Annotated in this window: 13 protein-coding genes and 1 pseudogene; 10 read left to right on the forward strand and 4 right to left on the reverse strand. The window is 65.0% G+C overall.

The genetic code is table 11. The features are described 5' to 3' along the window. Positions 1-97 precede the first annotated feature (97 nt). The 8 genes from ACQR1I_RS04105 to ACQR1I_RS04140 all read left to right on the forward strand — a co-directional run bounded on the left by ACQR1I_RS04105 (position 98) and on the right by ACQR1I_RS04140 (position 9,659). Entirely contained in the window at positions 98-1,438 is a 1,341-nt protein-coding gene (locus ACQR1I_RS04105; RefSeq protein ID WP_434867897.1) for an ABC transporter substrate-binding protein, read from the forward strand. Between the two features lie 71 nt (positions 1,439-1,509). After that, positions 1,510-2,391 carry an ABC transporter permease gene (locus tag ACQR1I_RS04110; RefSeq protein ID WP_434867896.1) on the forward strand — a complete coding sequence of 294 codons (882 nt, stop codon included), beginning with the start codon at positions 1,510-1,512 and terminating at the stop codon, positions 2,389-2,391. Then, positions 2,388-3,278, forward strand: coding sequence for an ABC transporter permease (locus ACQR1I_RS04115; protein ID WP_434867895.1), 891 nt, complete (start codon positions 2,388-2,390; stop codon positions 3,276-3,278). Before ACQR1I_RS04110 ends, ACQR1I_RS04115 begins: the two co-directional genes overlap by 4 nt. Before the next feature lie 11 nt (positions 3,279-3,289). Further along, positions 3,290-4,399: an ABC transporter ATP-binding protein gene (locus tag ACQR1I_RS04120; protein WP_434867894.1), complete on the forward strand. Its 1,110-nt coding sequence runs from the start codon at positions 3,290-3,292 to the stop codon at positions 4,397-4,399. A 27-nt stretch (positions 4,400-4,426) separates the two neighbouring features. Beyond that, on the forward strand, positions 4,427-4,915 hold the full coding sequence (locus ACQR1I_RS04125) for a (2Fe-2S)-binding protein (RefSeq protein WP_434867893.1): 489 nt from the start codon (positions 4,427-4,429) through the stop codon (positions 4,913-4,915). Positions 4,916-4,917: 2 nt separating this feature from the next. Next, positions 4,918-7,305: a xanthine dehydrogenase family protein molybdopterin-binding subunit gene (locus tag ACQR1I_RS04130; RefSeq protein WP_434867892.1), complete on the forward strand. Its 2,388-nt coding sequence runs from the start codon at positions 4,918-4,920 to the stop codon at positions 7,303-7,305. Between the two features lie 9 nt (positions 7,306-7,314). Further along, a complete protein-coding gene (locus tag ACQR1I_RS04135; protein ID WP_434867891.1) occupies positions 7,315-8,112 on the forward strand; it encodes an FAD binding domain-containing protein in 798 nt (265 codons plus the stop codon). Between the two features lie 86 nt (positions 8,113-8,198). Then, complete coding sequence (locus ACQR1I_RS04140; protein WP_434867890.1) at positions 8,199-9,659, forward strand: amidase; 1,461 nt, start codon at positions 8,199-8,201, stop codon at positions 9,657-9,659. A 226-nt stretch (positions 9,660-9,885) separates the two neighbouring features. Here ACQR1I_RS04140 and ACQR1I_RS04145 read toward each other — a convergent pair whose 3' ends face one another. After that, entirely contained in the window at positions 9,886-10,785 is a 900-nt protein-coding gene (locus tag ACQR1I_RS04145; RefSeq protein ID WP_434867889.1) for a LysR substrate-binding domain-containing protein, read from the reverse strand. A 582-nt stretch (positions 10,786-11,367) separates the two neighbouring features. Here ACQR1I_RS04145 and ACQR1I_RS04150 point away from each other — a divergent pair. Next, entirely contained in the window at positions 11,368-12,744 is a 1,377-nt protein-coding gene (locus tag ACQR1I_RS04150; RefSeq protein ID WP_434867888.1) for an IS30 family transposase, read from the forward strand. Positions 12,745-13,471: 727 nt separating this feature from the next. Then, complete coding sequence (locus ACQR1I_RS04155; RefSeq protein WP_434867887.1) at positions 13,472-13,771, forward strand: hypothetical protein; 300 nt, start codon at positions 13,472-13,474, stop codon at positions 13,769-13,771. Positions 13,772-14,098: 327 nt separating this feature from the next. Here ACQR1I_RS04155 and ACQR1I_RS04160 read toward each other — a convergent pair. The 3 genes and pseudogenes from ACQR1I_RS04160 to ACQR1I_RS04170 all read right to left on the reverse strand — a co-directional run. Further along, positions 14,099-15,041, reverse strand: a pseudogene (locus ACQR1I_RS04160) (IS630 family transposase); the annotation flags it as partial. A 107-nt stretch (positions 15,042-15,148) separates the two neighbouring features. After that, entirely contained in the window at positions 15,149-15,436 is a 288-nt protein-coding gene (locus ACQR1I_RS04165; RefSeq protein ID WP_434888705.1) for a hypothetical protein, read from the reverse strand. 12 nt (positions 15,437-15,448) lie between these two features. Beyond that, the gene (locus tag ACQR1I_RS04170) at positions 15,449-23,410 is read right to left on the reverse strand and encodes a hypothetical protein (protein ID WP_434867885.1); all 7,962 of its coding nucleotides are present in this window, start codon (positions 23,408-23,410) and stop codon (positions 15,449-15,451) included. Positions 23,411-23,415 lie beyond the last annotated feature (5 nt).

Here is a 23,415-nt window from a genome sequence, read left to right on the forward strand (position 1 = left end):
CAGAATCCCGTCGATAGCCTCGCGTCAAGATCGAAACGCAAGCGGGCCGACAGCCAACGAAGGATGTCGCGCCGCCTTGTAACCAGCGGGGGTTGCTATGCGCGACAACGAGAAACGCACATCAAAGGGTGAGATTGTGAAGAAGGCGCCGAACGACAAACTGAGCCGGCGCTCCTTGCTGAAGGGCGCGGCCGCGTTCGCGAGCGCCGCGGTCGGCTCGGAAATCGTGGGTGCCCCGACGATCTGGGCCCAGGAAATCAAGGATATCGAGTTGCGCCACGTCGGCGTGTCCTATTCGGTGGTGAAGGCGATAGGTGACCAGGCCGCGAAGGATCTCGGCTTCAAGGTCACGATGCAGAACCTCGACACGTCGGCCGCGATCAACCGCTTCATCAGCCAGCCGAACAGCGTCGACATCGCCGATCTCGAGGGCTGGCAGGCCAAGCTCGCCGCCAAGCGCGGCGTGATCCAGGGCATCGAGGTCAAGAAGATCAAGGAGTTCGACAACATCCTGCCGATCTTCACCAAGGGCGAGATCAACGGCCACAAGATCCCGCGCCAGGGCATCTCGCCTTATGAGGCGATGTACATTTCCAAGCCGGACTCCACCGATCTGCATGACGGCGTCACCGAATGGGCGACCTTCCTGCCGCAGGTCTACAACGCCGACTCGATCGGCTACCGCCCCGACCTGGTCGGCCACGAAGTGACCGAGTGGAAGGACCTGATCGATCCGAAGTTCAAGGGCAAGGCCGCGATCCTCGACGTTCCCGCGATCGGCATCATGGACGCCGCGCTGTGCTTCGAGAGCGCCGGACTGATCAAGTACGGCAACAAGGGCAACATGACCAAGGAGGAGATCGACTTCACCTGCAACAAGCTGATCGAGCTGAAGAAGCAGGGGCAGTTCCGCGCCACCTGGACCACCTTCGACCAGTCGGTGCAGCTGATGGCGGCGGGAGAGGTGGTGATACAGTCGATGTGGTCGCCGGCCGTGGCTGCGGTGCGCGTGAAGGAGATCCCCTGCGTCTACGCGCCGGTCAACATCAAGAACGGCAAGGAAGGCTATCGCGGCTGGTGCAACGGCATGGGCCTGATGAAGCACCTCACCGGCAAGAAGCTCGACGCCGCCTATGAGTATCTCAACTGGTACCTGTCCGGCTGGCAGGGCGGCTTCGTCGCGCGCTACGGCTACTACAGCCCGGTGCCGTCGACGGCGAAGAAATTCCTCACATCAGCCGAATGGGAGTTCTGGTACGAGGGCAAGCCCGCGCCGGAGGTCGTCAACGACCCCTATGGCGTGCCGATGGAGAAGGCCGGCACCAAGCGCGACGGCGGCTCCTTCCTCGACCGCGTCACCAACATCTCCTGCTGGAATACGCTGATGGACGAGGCCGCCTACATGAACAAGCGCTGGAACGACTTCAAGGTGGCCTAAATCCTGCCTCTCTCAACGGCCGCCGGCACGATTTTCGTGCCGGCGCAGGCGACAGCGAAGTAGCTCACAAGATGATGCCGAGTCCTCCTTCAACCTCTCGTTCGGGCCTGACCGGCTGGCTCTACGTGTCGCCGCTGGTCGCTGTGCTTGTGCCGTTCTTCCTGGCGCCGATCCTGGTGGTGCTGGCGGCGAGCTTCTTCGGCTCGGACGGTTTCGGCGGGCTCACGCCCGACTTCACGCTCGCCAATTATGTCGAGGTGCTGCACTCGGCGCTCACTCTGAAGCTCTATCTGGCGACGATCAAGTTCACGGTGCTGACCTGGATCTTCACGCTTCTGATCGGCTTCTTCGTCGCCTATTTCCTGGTCTTCCACGTCCGCAACCAGCTGCTGGCGATCGGGCTGTTCCTGTTGTGCACGGTGCCGTTCTGGACCTCGAACATCATCCGCATGATCTCGTGGATCCCGCTGCTCGGCAAGGAAGGGCTGATCAATGCGGCGCTGCTGTCGACCGGCGTGATCCGCCAGCCGCTCGAAGTGCTGCTGTTCTCCGATCTCGCCGTCGTCATCGCCTATGTGCACCAGCTGACCATTTTCATGATCGTGCCGATCTTCAACGCGATGGCCCGCATCGACAAGCGGCTGATCGAGGCGGCGGTGGACGCCGGCGCCAGCCGCTTCGATATCCTGCGCCTGATCGTTGTGCCGATGGCCAAGAGCGGCATCGCGCTCGGCTCGATCTTCGTGGTGTCGATCGTGATGGGCGACTTCTTCGTCGTGAAGGTCATGTCCGGCGGCGGCTCGGCCTCGGTGGTCAGCGCCTTCTATGAGGATGTCGGTGTGCTGCAATATCCGACGGCGGCGGCCAGCGCCGTGCTGCTGACCCTCGTGCTGCTCGGCATGGTCACGCTGATCCTGCGCACCGTCGACATCCGGCGGGAGATCGCCCGATGAGCGCCATGGTCGTCGACACGCCTGAGAAGGACACGGTCTCGCGCAAGGCGATCGCGCCGAGCCGCGGCCGGCGGCCCTGGACGTTCTATGTCCTGGCCTCGCTGTTCGCGGCCTATGTGATCGCGCTGTATGGCCCGATGTTCTGCATCTACGTCCTGTCGTTCCAGGACATCCGCGGCGGCCTGGTGTTTCCGATGAAGGGGCGCTCGCTGCACTGGTTCGTCGACCTGTTCACCCAGGTACGGACCGGCGACGTCAAGGGCTCGTTCGACCGCTCGATCAAGCTTGCGGTCATGGTCACGGTCATCACGGTGGTGATCTCGTTCCTTGCCGGCCTCGGCTTCCGCCGCCGCTTCAAGGGCGACAGCATCGTGTTCTACATGATGATCGGCAGCCTCGTGGCGCCGGGGCTCGTGCTCGGCCTGGGGACGGGCCTGCTGTTCCAGGCGCTGGGACTGAGCCCGGCCTGGTACTCCTCGGCGCTTGGGGCGCAACTGTCCTGGACGCTGCCGTTCGGCGTGCTCGTGATGTTCGCGGTGATGTCGCGCTTCAACAATGCCTGGGACGAGGCGGCGCGCGATCTCGGCGCCAGCCGCTGGCAGGCGATCCGGCTGGTGATGATCCCGGTGCTGGCGCCTGGCCTGGTCGCGGTCGCGCTGTTCGGCTTCACGCTGTCCTATGACGAATTCGCCCGCACCTTGCAGACGGCGGGCTCGCTCAACACGCTGCCGCTGGAGATCTGGAGCATGACGTTGAACGTCACCTCGCCCTCGCTCTATGCGCTCGGCACGGTGACCACCATCGTGTCCTTCATCGTGATCGGCGTCAGCCTGGGGAGCATCGTGCTGATCCAGAAGCGGCGCGGCGCGCAGAAGATCAAGGGATAAGGCTGTCACCGATGCGGATCGAACGAGGCGATATCGAGCTTGCGGGTGTCTGCAAGAGCTATGACGGCGTCGTCAATGCCGTCGACGGCGTCAACCTGCGGATTGCCGACGGCGCCTATTGCTGCTTCATCGGCCCGTCCGGCTGCGGCAAGACGACCATCCTGCGCATGATCGCGGGACACGAGGACCCGACCGCGGGCGAGATCGTGATCGGCGGCCACAACGTGGTCGGCCTGCCGCCGGTGCAGCGGCGCACGGCGATGATGTTCCAGTCCTACGCGCTGTTTCCGCATCTGACGGTGCGGGAGAACATCGCCTTCGCGCTGCAGGTTCGGGGCCAGTCCAAGGCGGAGCGGCTGCGCGCGGCGGATGCGATGATCGAGAAGGTGCGGCTGACGCAATTCGCCGACCGGCTGCCGGCGCAATTGTCCGGCGGGCAGCAGCAGCGCGTGGCACTGGCGCGCGCCGCGATCACCGAGCCGCGCGTGCTGCTGCTCGACGAGCCCTTGTCGGCGCTGGACGAGCAGCTCCGTGTCCAGATGCGGCAGGAGCTGCGGCGGATGCAGCGCGAGCTCGGCATCACCTTCATCCACGTCACCCACACCCAGCTCGAGGCGATCGCGCTCGCTGATCTCGTCGTGGTGATGGAGCAGGGGAAGATCAAGCAGGCCGGGCCGGCGCGCGAGGTCTATGCCAATCCGCGCGACCGCTATGTCGCCGAGTTCATGGGCGGTCAGAACGTGCTGTCCGGCCGGGTCGAGAAGGTCAATGGCGAGAGCCTGGTGCTGAAGCAGAGCACGCAGCAGGCGATCGAGCTGCCGCTGCCGCCGCAGCGCGCGAGCATCGGCGTCGGTGACACCATCGACATCGCCGTGCGGCGCGACGACATCGCGCTGGTCCGTCCCGGCGCGACGTTGCCGCCCGGTTGCGGCACGGCGCTGCCGAGCCGCGTCACCGCAATCGAGTACCAGGGCTATTTCGTCAAGGTTATGCTCGACACCGTGCCCGACGACGAGTTCGTCGCCTACGTGCCCGAGAAGACCTACTTCGCAGATCCCTTCAACGTCGGCGACGTTGTCCTGGCCACTTGGGTGGCGGACCGCGCTCGCCCGCTCGCCTGATTTCATTTCGACAACGGAGAGTAGACCGTGCAGATCTCCTTCACCCTCAATGGCCGTGCGACCACGGTCGACGCGGATCCGGCAACGCTGGTCAGCGATCTCCTGCGCGAGCAGTTGAACCTGACCGGCACGCATGTCGGCTGCGATACCAGCCAATGCGGCGCCTGCGTCGTGCATCTCGACGGCGTCCCGGTGAAGAGCTGCACTCTGCTCGCGCCGGCACTCGATGGCGCGACCCTGCTGACGATCGAGGGGCTCGGCGCTACCGCGGGATCCAACGGGCTGCATCCGATGCAGGAGGCGTTCCGCGAGCATCACGGGCTGCAATGCGGCTTCTGCACGCCGGGCATGGTGATGACCGCGACCGCGCTGGCCGCTGCCAATCCGACGCCGACCGAGGCCGAGGTGCGCCACGGGCTCGAAGGCAACATCTGCCGGTGCACCGGCTATCAGAACATCGTCATCGCGGTCATGGCTGGCGCTGCCGCCATGCACGCCACGCCAGCGGGAGAGTGACCATGGGGCAAGTGATCGGGATCGGCGCGGCGCCGAAGCGCAAGGAAGATCAGCGCTTCCTCACCGGACGCGGCAACTACGTGTCCGACATCAAGCGGCCGGGGATGACCTTCGGCGTGTTCGTGCGCTCACCGCATGCGCATGCCGTGCTGCGCGGCATCGACAAGTCCGCGGCGCTGGCGGTGCCCGGCGTCGTCGCGGTGCTGACCGGCGAGGACGTCGCCGCCGATGGGCTCGGCTCGCTGCCCTGCGGCTGGGGCATCTCGGACGCCAAGGGCGTGCCGATGAAGGAGCCGCCATTCCCGATGCTGGCACAGGGCAAGGTGCGCTTCGTCGGCGACATGGTGGCCTTCGTGATCGCGGAGACCTTGGAGCAGGCGAAATCGGCGGCGGAGCTTGTGAGCGTCGACTACGAGGTGCTGCCGTCAGTGGTCGGCGTGCTCGACGCCGTCGGGCCGAACGCGCCGCAATTGTTCGACGACGTGCCGAACAATGTCTGCTGCGACTGGGAGCTCGGCGACAAGGCGGCGGTGGAGACGGCGTTCCGCAAGGCGGCGCATGTCGCCAAGCTCAGCCTGGTCAACAACCGGCTGATCGGCAATCCGATGGAGCCCAGAGCCGCGATCGCCGAATATGATCCGGGCAGGAGCCACCACACGCTGTGGACGACGAGCCAGTTTCCGCATGTCGTGCGCTTCCTGATGAGCGCGCTGGTGCTGAAGCTGCCGGAGCACAAGGTGCGCGTCGTGGCCCCGGATGTCGGCGGCGGCTTCGGCGTCAAGCAGTTCCACTATGGCGAGGAGGCCGTCATCACCTGGGCGGCCAAGCGCGTGCTGCGCCCGGTGAAATGGGTGGCGGATCGCTCAGAAGGCTATCTGTCGGACCGTCATGGCCGCGACCACGTCACCGAGGCGGAGCTGGCGCTCGATGAAAACGGCAAGTTCCTGGCGCTGCGGGTCAAGACGCTCGCCAACATGGGCGGCTATCTCTCGACCTTTGGTCCGAACATCCCGACCAATCTCTACGGCCCGCTGCTCGGCGGCGTCTACACGACGCCGGCGATCTACTGCAACGTCAAGGTCGTGTTCACCAACACGGTGCCGGTGGACGCGTATCGCGGCGCAGGCCGCCCCGAGGCGACCTTCGTCGTCGAACGCATCGTCGATGTCGCGGCGGCCGAGATGGGGATCGACCGCGTCGAGCTGCGCCGTCGCAACATGATCCCGAAAGAAGCCTATCCGTATCAGACGCCGGTGCTGGTGCAGTACGATTCCGGCGATCCGATGGGCTGCCTCGACGGCGCGCTGGTCGCCGCCGACGTCAAGAACTTCGGCGTGCGCAAGGCGGAGTCGGCACGCAACGGCAGATTCCGGGGCATGGGCTTCTCGACTTATGTGGAAGCCTGCGGCCTCGCGCCGTCGCGCTTCGCCGGCCGGCTCGGCGCGCGCGGCGGCCTCTACGAGAGCGCCACGGTGCGCGTGCATCCGGCGGGCCAGGTCACCGTGATGATCGGGACACACAATCACGGCCAGGGCCACGAGACGACGTTTGCGCAGATCGTGTGCGAGAAGCTCGGCGTTCCCTTCGAGAACGTCGACATCGTGTTCGGCGACACCGACCGCGTCCAGTTCGGCATGGGCACCTATGGCTCGCGCTCGCTGGTGGTGGGCGGCGCGGCGCTGTCGAAGGCAGCCGACAAGGTGATCGTCAAGGGCAAGAAGATTGCCGCGCATCTGCTCGAGGCGAGCGAGCAGGATATCCATTTCGAGGCTGGCAAGTTCTCGGTCGCCGGCACCGACCGCATCAAGACCATCGAGGAGATCGCCGGGGCGGCCTATGTGCCTCACAACTATCCGCTGGAGATTCTCGAGCCCGGGCTGGAGGAGCAGGCCTATTACGACCCGGTCAACTTCACTTATCCCGGCGGCTGCCACATCGCCGAGGTCGAGATCGATCCGGAGACCGGCATCGTGACGCTCGTCAACTACACGGCGGTCGACGATGTCGGCACCGTCATCAATCCGATGATCGTCGAGGGCCAGCTGCATGGCGGCATCGTGCAGGGCATCGGCCAGGCGCTCTACGAGAACGCGGTCTATGACGACAGCTCCGGGCAACTGGTCTCGGGCTCGCTTATGGATTATTGCGTCCCGCGCGCCGATCATCTGCCGATGATGAAGGTGGCGACGCACTCCACGCTGTGCACGCATACGCCGATGGGCGTGAAGGGCTGCGGAGAGGTCGGCACCATCGGTTCGCCGGCGGCCGTCATCAACGCGGTGGTCGATGCGTTGTCGCATCTTGGCGTCACCCATGTCGACATGCCGGCGACGCCGAACCGGATCTGGCGCCTGCTGCAGAACGCCTCGCTGCCGGTGGCGGCGGAATAGGGGGAAGACATGAGAGCATTTGCCTATCATCAGCCGAGCGAGATCTCGGACGCCGTGAAGCTCCTGACCTCGGTCGAGGACAGCAAGGTGCTCGGCGGCGGCATGACCCTGATCCCCACCCTGAAGCAACGCCTCGCAGCGCCCACGGCGGTGGTCGACCTCGCCAAGCTGCCGGCGCTGAAGGGCATCAGCGACGATGGCGCGACCGTGACGATCGGGGCGATGACGCCGCATGCGGTGGTCGCGGCGTCGCCGATCGTGCAGGCGCGGATCCCGGCGCTGGCGCATCTCGCCTCCGAGATCGGCGATCCGGCCGTCCGCAACCGCGGTACGCTCGGCGGCTCTGTCGCCAACAACGATCCCTCGGCGGACTATCCGGCCGCTGTGCTCGGCCTCGGCGCCACCATCATCACCAGCGCGCGCGAGATCGCGGCGGACGAGTACTTCCTTGGCCTGTTCGAGACAGCGTTGCAGCCGGGCGAGATCATCACCGCGATCCGTTTTCCGGTGCCGCTTGCTGCTGGCTACGCCAAGTTCAAGGCGCCGGCGTCGCGCTATGCGCTGGTCGGCGTGTTTGTCGCGAGGTTCGCGAGCGGCGTGCGCGTGGCCGTGACCGGCGCTGGCGCCGGCGTGTTCCGCGTCGCGTCGATGGAGCAGGCGCTGAGCGAGACATTCGAGCCCACCAGCATCGCCTCGATCAAGATCGACGCTGCCGGCCTCACATCCGACATCCATGCGGAGGCCGACTACCGTGCGCATCTCGTGACGGTGATGGCCAAGCGCGCCGTCGCGGCGGCCTCAGGTTAGCGCGCGATCTGCAAACGGCCACCGGTTCTCCCAACACACGATGCGATGGAGCGCCGTCGTATCTGATCCAGCCTTCAGGACTCCATATGACAGCCTTGTCTGCCCACGCGGCCGCCGCGGACGCGCCGTCCGATCTCGCTCGCCTGTCCGCCACCGCTCTCCTGGCGGGATACCGGCGCAAGCGCTTCACGCCGATCGACGTGGTCGAGGACGTCATCGCCGCGCTCGAAGCGACCAATGCGCGCTGCAACGTCGTCGTGACCGCGATGTATGAGCAGGCGAGGGCGGACGCGACGCGCATCACCGCGGCGATGCGGGCAGGTGAGCCTTGCGGTCCGCTGGCCGGCATCCCCGTCACCATCAAGGACCTGGTGTTCGTCGCCGGCGTGCCGGCTCATGCCGGCTCGCCGATGAACAAGAGCTTCGTCCCCGATGCAGATGCAGCGGTCGTGTCGGCGCTGAAGGCGGCGGGCGCAATCCTCACCTGCAAAACGACGACCTGCGAGTCCGGCTACAAGCTGACCGCGGACAGCCCGGTGACGGGACTGACGCGCAATCCATGGAATCCGGCGCACACCAGCGGCGGGTCGAGCGGCGGTGCGGCGGCCGCGGTCGCGGCCGGTTGCGGTCCGATCGCGATCGGTACCGACGGCGTCGGCTCGATCCGGGTGCCGTCGTCTTTCTGTGGCGTGTTCGGCCTCAAGCCGACCTTCGGCCTGGTGCCGCGTTCGCCTGGCTTCGCGCCGCCATCCTGGGCCTCGCTCGCCCACACCGGCCCGATCACGCGGACGGTCGCCGACGCCGCGCTCGCGCTGGAGACGATCGCCCTGCACGACCTGCGCGATGCCGCCAGTCTGGCGGTGTCGCAACGCCGCTTCGATGCGAGCCCGCGGCCACTGACGGGGCTGCGCATCGGCGCCAGCACCGATCTCGGCTATGCCGCAGTCAGCCCCGATGTCCGCGCGGTCTTCGCCAAGGCGCTTGCCGTACTGGAAGGCTGTGGCGCGCGCATCAGCTCCGATCATCCAGGCATCGATCCCCGCATTCTGGAGCGCACGCTGAAGCCGATCGCCTTTATCGAGCAGGCCGCGGCGGTGGCGCACAAGACCGGCGAGGAACTCGCCGATTGCGACACGGATTATCGCGACGTCGTTTCGGCCGGGCGCAGCTATAGCGGCGTCGATTACGTCGAGGCCGGCTATCGCCGCACGCAGATGCGGGCGGGCTTCGTCAATCTGTTCTCGCGTGTCGACGCGCTGGTCACGCCGACGGTGGCGGTGACCGCCTTCGAGGCCGGTCAGCTCGGCGTCGCCAGCATCGACGGGACTCCAGTGGATCCGCATCTCGGCTGGTCGCCATTCTCCTGGCCGATCAATCTTGCGGGCCTGCCGGCGGCGACCGTGCCGTGCGGCTTCGATCGCGACGGGCTGCCGATCGGCCTGCAGATCATCGCCCCCTGGCTCGACGAGCCGACCATCTTCAAGATCGCAGCCGCCTTCGAGGAGGCGCAGCCTTGGGTCGCAACGTGGCCGACGATGGGCGGTTAGTTGCTGCGCGGATCGTGCGACGCATGACACTGCCGCAGGGTGGGCAAAGCAGCTGCCCGCAGGGCGACAGCGCGCCCACCGTCGCGCAGCGAACTGATGAGCAAGACGGTGGGCACGGCGCCACCGCCGCCTCCCGTGTGGAAACAGCGCAGCAGCGCCTTTGCATACCTGCAAGAGCGCGCCCTGTTGCGCGGCCGTAAGGACGACGGTGCGCTGCCGCGTGCTTTCAGCTCAGCGCGATCGGTGCTCCCGTTTCGCCGTGCTGATCGCCGAGGCGCAGATAGTGCGCGAGATAGTCGTGCAACGCTGTCGCGGCTTTCGACGACGCGCCGCTCGATTTATACAGCAGCAGTTCGACATGCGGCAGCGCTGGTAGTTCGTCGGCGGGGCCGAGCTCGCGCATGCCGGCGACCAGCGCGCTGCGGCCGAGCACGGTGACTGCCATGCCAGCGAACGCCGCCGCTTGAAGGCCGCCGACGCTCTCGCTCTGGCAGGCGATGCGCCAGCGCAGGTTGGCCGATTCCAGCGCCGCGATGGCGTGGTCGCGGTAGATGTTGCCCTGGGGCAGCAGCGCCAGCGGGATCGGCCGCTCCTGATGCGCCGACGACTGCTCTCCGGTCATCCACACCAACTGCTCGCGCCGCACCACCTGGCCGCCGGTGAAATCGTTCATCCGAGTCACCAGCGCGATGTCGACCTCGCTGCGCTTCACGAGCTCGACCAGCGGCGTGGAAAGCGCGCAGTTCAGCTCGACCTGGATGCGCGGGAAGGATTTGCGGAACACGCTGAGGATCGAGGGCAGCATGAACGCGGCATAGAGATCGGGCGTGCCGAGCACGACCTGGCCCTCGATCTCCTGCGAGGCCAGCTGCGAGATCAACTCGTCATGCAGCCGCAGGATCGAGCGCGCATAGGTCAGCACGATGCCGCCGTCCTCGGTCAGCGTCAGCCGCCGCCCGCCATGCACGAACAGCTGCTTGCCGGTGAGTTCCTCCAGCCGCTGCAGCTGCAAGGTGATCGCCGGCTGGGTGCGTCCCAGCCGCCGGGCGGTTTCGGTGATGCTGCCGGTCTCGACCACGGAGATCAGCGACCGCAGCATGCGGATGTCGAGGCTGATGAGGTTCATTCTTGGCCCATACATCCAGCAAAGCAAATTTCGTGCAATGGCCACATGGAAGCGCCGGTCAGACAATGCGCATCTCTGTTTCAGGTCGTTTGCAGTTGCTTATTCTGAGGTGCCGCGCCGCTCAGGTCGGCCGCGGAAGGCCGCCTTGCTAACTGGTCAAAACAAGATGAGAACGTAAGGAGTGAATGGTCGCTCATTTGAGCTTCCGAAACTGGAGGGATCTTGCGCGACGTTTGGGCGCAAGTCCCGAAAGCCATGAAGAACAATGAGGCCTTTTCCTCCCAAACGGATTGTCAATAATCTGATTTTGTTTGATTTTTCTGCTTCCCTAGGGAGCGCCATTTCCGGCGCTCAACCCTTCATGTCTGACCTGTAAGCGCGGCTCCTCGGCCTCGCGGCGCGCTGTCGCGTCCGAGCTTTGCTCTTCGTCACGCCCTTATCAAAGAAGGGCGCAGGGAAGGCCGGGTGCGGGCCGCACCCATGGCCCGCCTGCAGAAAAAAAGCAGGCGGCGTCACCACAGGATTGGCCGGACACACCGGCGGATTCAATCGGTCGTCGCAACACTCGATGAGGAGGTTGCGATGGGTATCCGAAAGCGGCGGTCGACGCGGGCGAAGCTGGGATCGATGGGGCGCCCACCAGTGGCGGGGCGTGCGGAACAGCAGAAGTTTTGGCGGGGGATTGCCGCCGGATTGAACAGCGAGAAGGCTGCGCTGGCTGCTGGATTGTCAGATGCTGTCGGCCCTCGATTGTTTCGAAGGGCGGGCGGCGTGACACCCGCGATGTTCAGATCTTCGGCGAAGCCGCTCTCCGGCCGACGCCTCTCCTTCTCTGAACGCGAAGAGATTGCCCTGCTGAATGCGCAGCGCCATTCTGTACGAGAGATAGCGCGGCGCCTCGATCGGTCTCCCTCGACCATCTCTCGTGAGCTTGATCGCAATGCGGCCACGCACGGCGGCAAGATGGCCTATCGAGCGACGGCCGCCCAGTGGCATGCAGATCGATCGGCCCGGCGTCCCAAGCCGAGCAAGCTTGCAAGCAACGCCGCCTTGCGCACTTATGTTGAAGACCGGCTTGCCGGCGTTGTCGCGCCTCCAGGTGGCATCCGGCGGAAGGCCGGTCGTGCGGGTTCGGACCAGGAACGGCGATGGGCAAAAGCTTGGATTCCTGAGCAGATCGCCCAACGCTTACCGATCGACTTCCCGGATGACGAGACGATGCGGATCAGCCACGAAGCCATTTACCAGGCGCTTTTTGTTCAGAGCCGAGGAGCGCTCAACCGGAAGTTGACGGCCTGCTTGCGAACAGGGCGGGCACTGCGAGTGCCTCGAGCGCGCACGCGAAAGCGCAGCAAAGGCTTCGTATCGCCAGAGATCATGATCAGTGAGCGTCCGGCCGAAGTCGCGGATCGCGCCGTGCCGGGACATTGGGAAGGAGATCTGATCGTCGGCTCCGAGAGCTCGGTAATCGGCACGCTCGTCGAACGCAGCACACGGTTTACAATGCTGCTGCACCTGCCACGCTTGCCGGGATTTGAAGACGGCCCACGTACGAAGGACGGGCCTGCGCTCTCCGGACACGGAGCTGAAGCGGTACGCGATGCGATTACGCGCACCATTATCACCTTGCCCAAGGAACTACGCCGCTCGCTGACTTGGGATCAGGGGACCGGGATGGCTCAGCACAGTGACCTCAAGATCGATACAGGCCTTCAGGTCTACTTCTGCGATCCAAGAAGCCCTTGGCAGCGTGGCACGAACGAGAACACAAATGGACTGCTGCGGCAGTACTTCCCGAAAGGCACCGATCTGAGCGTCTACGATGCTGACGGGATCGCCGCTGTGGCCGCAGCGCTCAATTCCCGACCGAGAAAGACGCTGGGATGGAAAACCCCAGCAGAGGCGCTTGACGAGTTCCTGTCCGGAATGAAAACACTTTGTGTTGCGACGACCGCTTGAGCCCGCCCCCGGCCCTCCCCTGCGCGATGGGCTTAACGGCTGCTCCGTGCTCTCCCAGGGGACCGGGCTTGCTTGCCCCCGTCATCGGGATGTCGCCGACCAAGACACCAGCGTCGGGGTGTCGGGACCACACGGCTTGACCGTCCGCACCGGGTTCGTTCGTCCGCACGCGAAACGCGCACTGCGACTCCAGCCGGCCACCGCATCTCCCGCTCCACGGTCCGTGACGATCGCGAAACGCCCCTTCAGTGAGCAGGAGACGGCGGAGAAGATCGATCTGATTTGCCCGACGGTGCAAGGCCGGATTTGCCCGACAGAATGCGACAAACTGGCACGACGGGCAGTTTGGGGCATAACGGTGGCCAGAGCAGCTTTGAGCTGCGGCCTGCATTCCAGAGCGTCAGGGCCCTTGCCCGTCTCCACCTCCGAACTCGTGGACAACCTCAAAGCCCTCTGCCTACGCGATTGTGCCAGAGCCTTGCCTTGCGGTCTCTGTGCCCAGCCGGGAGCGGCCTTGGCTTGCTGTGGAAACGCGGGTGTAGGTGACGAGCGCAGCAAGCTGCACGGTGGAAGGCCGTCCAGAATTGGTCGGAGCGATTCCGCCTTTGTATAGCTTGCCCCATTGGAGAAAACTTCGATCTTACACGGCTTGCGTGCGTTAAAGTAATCGCTGCACCAGGAATCGGTGTATTAGCGACCAAGAACGAATCACCGCGCGGAGCAGCAAATGTCGCATCGTCTGGAGTTCTTTAGTCTGGATTTGGAGGCATTTGGGGCGCGCCTCGACGCTGTGCTGTCGCCTGCGCGAGCAATCAAGTCTCATGAGTTTCTTCAGGGACGGGATGGACAGCTCACCGAAGTTCGCCAGGCCTTGTCAATGCAGGGCCGGCATGTGTTCATTCATGGCTTTCGAGGCGTGGGAAAGACGTCGCTTGCCTATACGGATGCCAATCTAATTCAGTCGTCAGAGATACGGATCATCAGACGATCACAACTAGCGAATTGCTCAATCGTGTTCATGAACTAACAATCGAACTTAGACGCTTTCAGCAAGATCATGACAGTCGAAAGGTGGACCAGAGAGCGACCGCAACCCGCGACAAGCACCTGTGGTTGGAGAGAGTAAAAACGAATAAAGAGCTGTTCGAACGAGATGGCCAATTGTTCAATCGGCTTTATCGGGAGAGGGCTCTGACCCTTGCCAGCGCTATGCTGTTCAAGACCGGCGGAGTAAATCTTTCTGAGACCAACCCCCAACAACAATCCGGGGCTCAAGTAATATTGCAAGGATGGGCAGGCGGCAGTCCTGCATCGGATGCCGCTGACTTCTTAGAATTTCTAGAGCATGCTGTTTTTGTACGGAAACATACCCTGAGTTTCTGAGGTAGTTTGCGCACTCCTGCTCCGAGAAGAGGTCGAGGAGATCTCCGGCCTTTCGCCAAGTCGTTTCGATGGTGCGAGGTTCTACATCTCGCATCAGGTGCTTCAGCTTGGCGAAGACCTGCTCGATCGGATTGAGGTCGGGACTGTAGGGCGGCAGGAAGAGCAGACGTGCACCTTTGGCGCGGATCGCGTCTCGTGCACGCGTGCCTTTGTGGCTGCCAAGATTGTCGAGGATGACAATGTCACCTTTGGTCAAGGTCGGAGCCAGCTCGTTCTCGACATAGAGCGTGAAAAGTTCGCCGTTGATAGGACCGTCGATGACCCAAGGTGCCGAGATCCGATCGCAGCGAAGTGCTGCGATAAATGTCATCGTCTTCCAGTGACCAAACGGCGCCGATGCCTCAAGCCGTTGCCCGCGTGGTCCCCAGCCACGCAGCGGGGCCATGTTGGTTTTGATCCAGGTCTCATCGATAAAGACCAGGCGAGACACCTCGATCTTGCCCTGGTGAGCTTTCCAGCGTGCTGGTTTACGAGCGACATCGGGACGCTCCTGCTCCGCCGCCCGCATCGTTTTTTTTGAAGCTCAGGCCTTCGGCGTGGACAAAGGTCGATACCGCCCGCACATCAGTCTTGATGCCACGCTCGGCCAACTCAGCCGTCAACTTGCGCAAGGTGAATGGACCGGAACGGATACGCTTACGCACCCATTCCGCATGCGCGCCGGACAAAGTCCGCTTCTTGTGGCCACCGATTTTGCCCGGAGTGACGCCTCCGGTCTGCTGTCTGAGGTTCTTCCACTTACTGATGCAGGACGGGCTGATCCGGAGAGCCTGCGCAATCGAGCGGACCGTCTCGCCTGCAGCAGCACGCGCCAGAGCGCGTTCGCGAATGTCTTCCGAATAGGGCCGTGTCATCCATGCTGGCCTCCGGCTCCCAGCATGGAATTTGAATCAGAACTTCCCCGACTCGAGAATCCCGATTCCGCCAAAAAACATCATGCTCTAGCTCGAAAGCTGAAATCCTAGATTGCCAGTGCCGCCGAAAACGGAAATCGGTCAAAGTTGTCGGACACTATTCCTGAGCTTTGCCGAAACGCCGCACTCAACTTCTGCGAGGCACGTAGCGAGGTGGGCCGGATCAGCACGACCCAGCGCATGCCTTCCCTGACGGCGGCACGCCGGCGCATCGGCTTACGCACGGCGGCGAGCAAGTCCCTCCTGGCCATGCGGATGGCTGCAGCGGAGAAGAACTCGCGGAACACATGGCGTCGCAAGTCACGCTCAGGGGGGCAGTGCGGCGTATCGACCACGTCCTCAGATGCTCACGTCCAGCTCACTGCTGCGGCCGCGACATAGAGGCCGCGCAGGTGGATCAGCGGGATGCCGGTTTCCGAGATCGTCGAGAACACCGAGACTTCGAACTGCAGCGTCGAGCGTGCCAGCAGGGCGGCCGGCAGCGCGTTGTCGCTCCGCCACTTGCCGAGCGCGGCGACGAGCTTCCCAACCAGCGGCGCCACGTCGGCGGCGCTCGGATAGAACGGCAAACCTTCCGGCAGATCGAGCAGGACCGGCAGCACGCGGTCCGGCAAGGCCAGCGGATTCGGGCCGTCCTGCACGGGATAGACCAGGTCGATGACGGTCTGGACGCTGCCCTGCGCGCCGGATTTGAGGTTGGTCACGCCCGTCAACAGGTTCACATAAAGCCGTGTGAGCGCGTCCGTCAGCGTCGTCGCCACCGGGCCGCTGCCGGAAAGCGGCAGCTTCGAAATGTCGATCTGCGGATCGAGATCCTTGTCGATGAACGGCAGCACCTTGTCCGGTGCCTTGATGGCCGGTGTCAGATACTCGAACGGCTGCGGCAGCCCGGGTATCCGGACCGGCGTATCGCCCTGGAGCACGACGGCGCCGGCGTTGCGGGCGATGCTGAGCTGATAGGCGCCGTTGTGGTGATCGATGATGCTCAACGGCTCGACCGCGAGCGTGCGCGCCGCGACCGACATCGCCTTGTCGGCTTTCAGCCCGTCCGCGGGATCGGTCTTGCCCTGGGGCAGGAAATAGGCGTCGCCATGGGCGTCGGGGGCGGCGCTGTAGGTGACGCCGTCGATGCTGATCCGCATCGTCGGCAGCGGGCAGTGCCAGGTCCCGATCGTCGGATTGTTCGGGTCCGCCACGACCTTGAGACGCCATGGCGCCGTCTCCGGCGTGAGCCGCGCGTCGAACCATTCCTGGACCGTGAAATTGAACGGCACGCCGCCGTCATTGTCGCCGACCGAGCGGCCGGACGGCATGCGCTGCGGCAGTTTGATCGGAACGTCGAGCGATCCCGCGACGTGCTCGACCGTCGTCGCAAAGGCCACCAGCGCGTCGGAGAGATGATCGGCGGTCCCGGTCCTGCGCAGGTTGTTGAACACGGCGCCAATGCCGCCGGAGGGACCGCCGGCGCCATAGATCGTGGCGAATTGCGTCAGCGTGTCGACGAGATCGTCCGCCACGCGCGCGGCCGCGAGCATGACCCGGCGCGGCTGCTCGCCGATATTGATGGTGACCGTGACGTTCAACGTATCCTGCGCGATGAACACGTGCTGATAGCCGAGCTCGAGCGACCATTCGTCGGCGCTGGCGAGCGGATCGTCGCCCTGCGTGACCTGCGAACCGAAGGTCTGCGCGTTGATGATCGGCGGCCGCGGATAGGCGCGCAGCGGCAGCGCGATGTTGGCCGGCTGCATCGTCAACGTCGCGTCGGCCGCGAGCACGAAGCGCAGCCAGGTGCCGAGATTGAACGCCCCGTCGGGAACGTTCAGCGTGCCGGTGACGTCCTCGAAGGCGTCGATCTGGAACGTCTGGGGCAGGCTAAAGACGGCTTCCTCGCCCTTGCGATGCGCGCTGAGCGTGAGCGCCAGCGGCTGCGCGGCGGCCGGCGACATCGCGACCTTGCCGGGCGACACGGTGACGTTGTTGTTGCTGGTCGTGCTCTGCGCTCCGACCGAGCGGCCATAGAGATTGAGGTTGAGGCCGGTCGGCCATGTCGCCTGGCCGACGCTCGTCGTCGTCTCGGTCTGGGCGACGGCGTCGATGCCGTAGAAGTTGGAGAGGCTGATCAGGCAGGACTGGCGATAGGCCTCGGTTGCAGCCGGCGACTTGGTGGTGCCGTCGGCGAGGCTGACGACGCGGCCGCTCAGCCTGGTCGCAAGGTCGCGCTTGGCGGCGAGGCAGCGGTCGACCGCGCTCGGCACGGCGGTGTCGTGCAAGGTGGCCGGAATGCCGCAGTCGGGCGCCAGGAAATTCTCGACCATGGCGAGGAAATTCGCAAACGCACCGTCGAGATCGAGGTCGGTGGCGGTCATCGCCGTGGCGCCGAGCAGGAAGACGTTGCTCGGAGTCTGTTGCGCGATGAGCGCGTCGAGATTGGCGCCGCTGATGCCGCCGCGGCTGATCAGCGTGTTGTTGACGCCGGGCGGCGCATAGGCCAGCGGCTTGGGCGCGAAGCCGGTTGGCGGCGCGAAGGCGACCGAGAGCGCGCCTGTGCCATAGCGCATGATCCACAATTGCGCGCCGCCGGGCACGTCGGCGTCGCCGGCCAGCACCTTCATCCGGGTCGAGGTCAGCGCCTGCTCGAACGCGGTGGCGAACACCGTGTAGGACTGCACCGAACTGCCCGCCTCGGTCGGGTAGTAGGGCGACAGCACCGTCGTCATGACGGAGATCGCAGCATCCGAGGCGAAATTGGGATCGACGGGGCCGCGCCGCTTGAATGTCATGGTCGCGGTGAGCGGGAACAGCACGTCGGTCCGATAGGAGGGATCGTCCGTGGGCAGCGTCAAGGAGAGATCGGGGAGGGCGCAGCCCGTGCGGGCGTCAACGGCCGTCATGATGGCCTTGATGTCCGCTTGGAGCAGCTCGGCGATGCTACCGCCACCGCTCGGAATAGACAGCGGCTGCGACAGGAACGACACTGTGACGCTGGCGTCGATGTCGGCGAGCTGATGATAGATGGTGGCGTAGGTGCGCTTGAGATTGTTGGTGCGGCGAACGTCGCTGCCGTCGTCTTGGTAGACGAAGGTCCGCTTCAGCGTGAGCACCCGCTGGCCGCCGACTTGCTTCACCATGTAGCCATAGACCAGATGCGGCCAGTCGCCGAGGCCGGCGACGGGATCGGTGTAGCCCACCGGCAGCACCGATGTCGTCAGCTGCCGTGACGGCAGCGTGTTGCCGTAGAGATCGATCCATTCGAAGCCCAGCGACAGCGAGCCGCCGATGAACATGTAGGGATCGAGCACCCGCAGCGTCTCCCAGCGGATCGACGGCGCGGGGATGCTGAGGTCGGGCGGATCGCTCGGCCAGGCGTTGCCGGTGAGTTCGAGCAGGTTGAACAGGCGTTGATAGGCGATGCGTCCCTCGGCGGCCGCGGCGTCGTCGCGCAGCGGCCCGGTGACGAACTGATCCCGCGGCGGATTCACGATCGGCACCGCCTTACCGCTCGCGGTGACCGGAGCCTGCGGGACGAAAGCGAGCAGGTGGAACAGATTGTCCAGCGTCGCCTGATAGTCGCTGGTGGACGGCGGCGTCAGGCGCGTCACCCGGATGCCGACATTGCCGGTCGGCGCCGTCGCGTGCAGGTCCTGCAAGGTCCAGGCGGAGGCAAACAAGGTCGGGTCGGCGCCCGTGGCCGGGTCGCTCACGCGCGCGGCGTTCACCGTGCCGTCCAGCGCGGCGCCGAAATCGGTCGGCGACTTGGTCTGCTGCGGCAAATTGAAGGAGACGACGAGCTGCATCTGGCCGAGCCCGTCGCTGTCGAACAGGCTGTCGGGCAGCGGCGTCGGAGCGCCGAAATACAGATAATAGCCGCCGGAGTTGGTCAGTCCCCCCGTCATCATGTGTTCGATGAAGGTGATGATCGCCGGATCCGGCGCCGCTGCTGCGGCCGCACCCCGCACCGCCATCAGCATCCGCGGTGGATTGGTCTCGGTCGAGACGTTGCTGCGGAAGATGAAGGTCTGCTGCGCCGTGACCAGTTGGATCGACAGCGCGCCGGAGCCGGTGCCGCCACTGCCGGCGACATAGGCGATCTCGAGCGCGGTCGGCGGCTGGGCGTCCTTGCGCTGATAGATCCTTTCGAGCACCCGCAGGTCGTCCGACTGCACCCCGAACAGCTCATAGACATTGGCGAGGTAGGTCGGCTTCGCGCCGGTGGATTCGGCGGCCGGCACGCGCCGGACCGTGAAGGAAATGGTCGCGCACCACGCATAGGCCGACGCCGGCACGTCGTGCGCGACGTTCTGGGCGTCGAGCGTTTGCAGATGGAACAGAAGCGAGGCGTCGGCGCCGGCGATCGTGCTGATCAGCGCCGGCGGCAGGCTGCGCAGATAGGCCGATGTGCCGGGGCTGGCGAGCACCTTGCCGGGCTGGCCATTGGCCAGCGTGAAGCTGCGCGGCGCCGACGCCGCCAGCGACATCGTGGCGGCCACCGCGCTGGAATCATCGACGCCCGTCACGGATGTCGGGATCTGAACGCCGATCGGAACGGGCGCGGACGGCAGCACCAGGCCCCAGGACTGAGCCGCCGAATTGGTGAGATTGACCGTCGGCGATGGCGCCGTTGGATTGGCGACGACCACTTCCTGCCCGGTGGCGCTGTAAAGCGCCTGCCAGCCGATGCGTGTTCCGTGCAGCATGAAGCGCGTGCCATTGCCGACCGCCGACGACATCGCCGAGGGCGCTCCGCCGCTCGTCTGCTCCATCAGATCGTAGAGCGCCGACAGCGCCATGGGCGAGGTGCCGATGAGCTGACTGCCGCCATGCAGCGCCGCCTGAACGGTGATGCGCAGATAGTCGGATACGATGACTGCGAGATCGGTGGTCGCGATCGGCACGGTTTCGGTCGACACCGACACGACCGTACCGGGAAGCAGCGGGAAGAAGGCGAGGCCATAGTCGGCGCCGGTCGCCAGTTGCTGCGGCGTCAACGACAGGTTGGTCCCGAAGAAGGATTGCAGTTCGGTGAGCGACGGGGCGCGTGCGGTCGAGCCGGGCTGGCCGATGCTGCTGAGATAGGTCGACAGGCCGTCGAGATCGGACGGCAGCACCGTGATCGCCTGATACAGCGCATCCGGCGTTGGCGCGCTGGCCGGCGGCACGCCGCGGGCCCAGCTCTGATAGGCCTGCAGCAGCCACGCGGTGAACAGCTTCACGGCTTCGTTCGCCGGGCTTGGGCCGGTCGCGTTGGCGAGCCTGACCTGCGACGGCGTCTTCGTCTGCGGCGACATCAGTGCCGTCTGGATGACGTAGATCCAGTTGGTTTGGGTGCTTGTCGGACTTGCGAGCCCGAGCGTCAATTGCGGCACCACATAGAGGTCGAGCGCGAGCGGTTGGCAGTTCAGCGGCGGATAGGCGATGGGCGGCGGCGCGGCCAGAGTCGTCGCGAACATGCGCTCGGCCTGCAGCATCGCAACCGAGGATGACTTGTTCCACAGCGCGTCCTGCCAGGTGTCGGTGCCGAAGGTCGCAGTGTAGCTGACCGTGGTCGAGAAGCCGACATGGATGTGGATCGTGAACAGGCCGCAGTTGATCGACACGGTCAGCTCGACGTCGACGCTCGCCGACATCGGCACCGTGACCTGGCGGCGCGTCTCGGCAGTGACCGCGACGGAGATCGTGATCTCGACCAGGAGCGATGCAGAGATGATCGCGAAATCGATCTTGCCCTCGAGCTTGCCTATGATCGTCAGCGAGGCATAGACATTGTAGTAGTCCTCGGACACCTGCTGACCGCCGGACGGATTGCGGGTGAACTTCGAGAACGTGCCCTGGAAGATGCCTTGCAACAGCACGCCCAGCGAGGCCGACATCGGCCCGGCCGAGAATTCGCGGTAGATGCCGATGCGGAAGCCGAGCCCGATCTCGATGACGTTGCCGAACGCGCCGACCGGCAGGTTGTTGCTGCCGACCGCGATGGGCGGCAGCTTGTCATCGGTCGCGCCCGACAGCTTTCCGAACAGCAGCCCGCCCGAACCGTAATACTCGGCCGCGGCAATCACGGCCGAATGCGAGAAATCGCCATTGTGCGGATAGCCGATGTCGATCTCGAAATCGCCGTTGGTGAACACCTTGACGCCGAGCGACGGCAGCTGGACCTCGAAGGCCTCCATGTTGATCTTGCGGATCTTGTCGGGCAGCGTCAGGTAGGCCTCGTAGACGCCGATCGTGGCCGATACCTTGCGATAGAGGATCTCGGCCGACAGCCCGACCAGGGCGTCGAGATAGTCAGATTTCGGCGCGCCCTCGATGTTGAGGTCGTCGCGCACGAGGAGATGCACGCCGTAGATCTGCGGATCGGCGAACACCAGCCGCACGTCGATCTGCCCGAGCAGGATCATGCGGGCGCCGATCAGCCACCCCGCATCCTTGTCGAACAGGTGGACCGGCAGGGGGTTGCCCTCGCTGATGCCGGCAACGATGTTCTGGATCTGGATCAGCGCGTCCTCGACCGAGACGGGCTGGGTCGGCAGCCCGACATGCTGGCCGAAGGCGGCGAGCACCACGTCGAGATAGGCCGCGCCGAGCCCCGGCGCGGTCGGGGCCTGCGATGGTTGCGTCGGGTCCCAGCTCGGATTGCTGGAGGTGCCGAGCATCGGGAAGTTGCCCTTGACCGTAAAGCTGAAGCCCGAGCCTGTCTTCGCTTTCGCGCTGTCATAGACGAGCCCGAAGCCGGTCACGGAGCAACCGAGGAAATCGAAGTCCAATCCCTCGTAGTCGATCTCGATGACGCGCGATGACTGCCCGAGCGTGATCGACAACGAGAAGCTGCTCAGCCCGATGTCGTTGAGCAGGTCCCACGGCGCCGGCAAGGTGGTGAAGGAATTGCCGGTGAAGATCGCGACGAAGTCGGCCAGCAGTTGTCCCAGCGTGGTTTGCTGGCTGGTCGACAGCGTCACCTTGTTCTGAGAGATGTCGAAGGTGCCGACCAGTCCGGCGAGCTTCGGGGCGTTGACCGACAGGATGGTGCCGCCGCCTGCCTGCTTGCTGGAAAAATCGAAGGTGAGCACCAGCGCGAAGCCGTCGATGTCGAGCGTGCCGACGATGGTGTTGCTGTCGCCGCCGAGCTGGGCGTCGGTGTCGGTCGAAATGGCGATGCCGCCGAGCGTCCAGTTGGTGGTGAAGGCGACGTGCAATTGCCAGGTGGTCGCGCCGGCTTGCGGGATGGTGACGCTGCCGTCGAGAGCCTCCAATGCGAAATGATCGAGGAACGACTGCATGTCCGTGGGCAGGTTGAGTCCCAGGGCACCCAGCAGGTCGCCGAACAGCAGCGAGGTTGCCTGTGGCTTGCCGAGATTGGCGAGCGTGGCCGGCAGATCGAGCCCGGCTGCGGCGGTCCAGCTCGACGACGCCTGGGCACTCGAGGCGACATCGGCCATCAACACGACGCCGAGGGCGATCTTGTCGTGGACCAGCAACTGCGCCGCAATCGATGCCGAGGTGGCGGCCTGCGCGTATTGAACGCCGAGCGTCAGGCTGTCGAGGGCGAGCACGCCGTCGAGGATCGAGAACGGCTGACCGTTCGGCGTCGTCACCTGCGCCATGAAGTCGACCGCCTTGTCGCGGCTCATCACCGTGAGCTGCAGGCCGCTCAGCAGCAGATTGGCGAAGGAGGCCGGCGACGGAAGTTTGAACGCTTCCAGCAGCGCCTTGAAGCTCGGTGTCGATCCCGGGGCCTCGGTTGCTGTGAAGGTGAAGCTCGGGCAGTCGACCGCGACGTCCAGATTGAGCGCGCCGAAGGTGAGGTTGCCGCTGAGCGTCGCGGTGACGAAGGGCGACGAGAACGGGCCCTGAACGACGAGATTGATGTGGGACAGCGTCGCGGTGATGTTGAGCGCATCGAGCACCGTGACGGAGAAGCCGGCGCGCTGTCGTCCCAAGGCGACGCCGACCGACAGGCCGACCAGCTGGCTGGAGCCGCCATTGCTGTCCTTGAGAACCTCGAAGCCCATCTGGTCGACCGAGACCAGGCTGTTGTCGCTCGTCAACGGCGACAACAATCCCTCGCGCGGCAGCCATTGCGCCAGCGGCAGGCCCGGAAACAAGGCGGCCAGGCGATAAAGTCCTAGATCGGCCAGCGGGTCTTCGCCGGCGGAGAAGGGAATCACGGTTGAAACGACCGGCAGATCGGCCAGCGGCGATGCCGCGATGAGGTCGGCCGTGGCGACCACCAGCGGCTTGCCTGATTTGATCGAGTCGCTGACGGCCTGGCGGATCGCGTCCGATGGGGTGCCGCCGGTGGTCATTGCCATCGTCC

The organism is Bradyrhizobium sp. HKCCYLS2038 (assembly GCF_051167655.1).
GTDB lineage: Bacteria > Pseudomonadota > Alphaproteobacteria > Rhizobiales > Xanthobacteraceae > Bradyrhizobium.

Coding starts and splice junctions, on each gene's coding strand:
- ACQR1I_RS04170 (WP_434867885.1), bottom strand. CDS start 23,410: ATGGCAATGACCACCGGCGGCACCCCATCGGACGCGATCCGCCAGGCC.
- ACQR1I_RS04145 (WP_434867889.1), bottom strand. CDS start 10,785: ATGAACCTCATCAGCCTCGACATCCGCATGCTGCGGTCGCTGATCTCC.
- ACQR1I_RS04150 (WP_434867888.1), top strand. CDS start 11,368: ATGGGTATCCGAAAGCGGCGGTCGACGCGGGCGAAGCTGGGATCGATG.
- ACQR1I_RS04135 (WP_434867891.1), top strand. CDS start 7,315: ATGAGAGCATTTGCCTATCATCAGCCGAGCGAGATCTCGGACGCCGTG.
- ACQR1I_RS04110 (WP_434867896.1), top strand. CDS start 1,510: ATGATGCCGAGTCCTCCTTCAACCTCTCGTTCGGGCCTGACCGGCTGG.
- ACQR1I_RS04105 (WP_434867897.1), top strand. CDS start 98: ATGCGCGACAACGAGAAACGCACATCAAAGGGTGAGATTGTGAAGAAG.
- ACQR1I_RS04115 (WP_434867895.1), top strand. CDS start 2,388: ATGAGCGCCATGGTCGTCGACACGCCTGAGAAGGACACGGTCTCGCGC.
- ACQR1I_RS04130 (WP_434867892.1), top strand. CDS start 4,918: ATGGGGCAAGTGATCGGGATCGGCGCGGCGCCGAAGCGCAAGGAAGAT.
- ACQR1I_RS04140 (WP_434867890.1), top strand. CDS start 8,199: ATGACAGCCTTGTCTGCCCACGCGGCCGCCGCGGACGCGCCGTCCGAT.
- ACQR1I_RS04120 (WP_434867894.1), top strand. CDS start 3,290: ATGCGGATCGAACGAGGCGATATCGAGCTTGCGGGTGTCTGCAAGAGC.
- ACQR1I_RS04155 (WP_434867887.1), top strand. CDS start 13,472: ATGTCGCATCGTCTGGAGTTCTTTAGTCTGGATTTGGAGGCATTTGGG.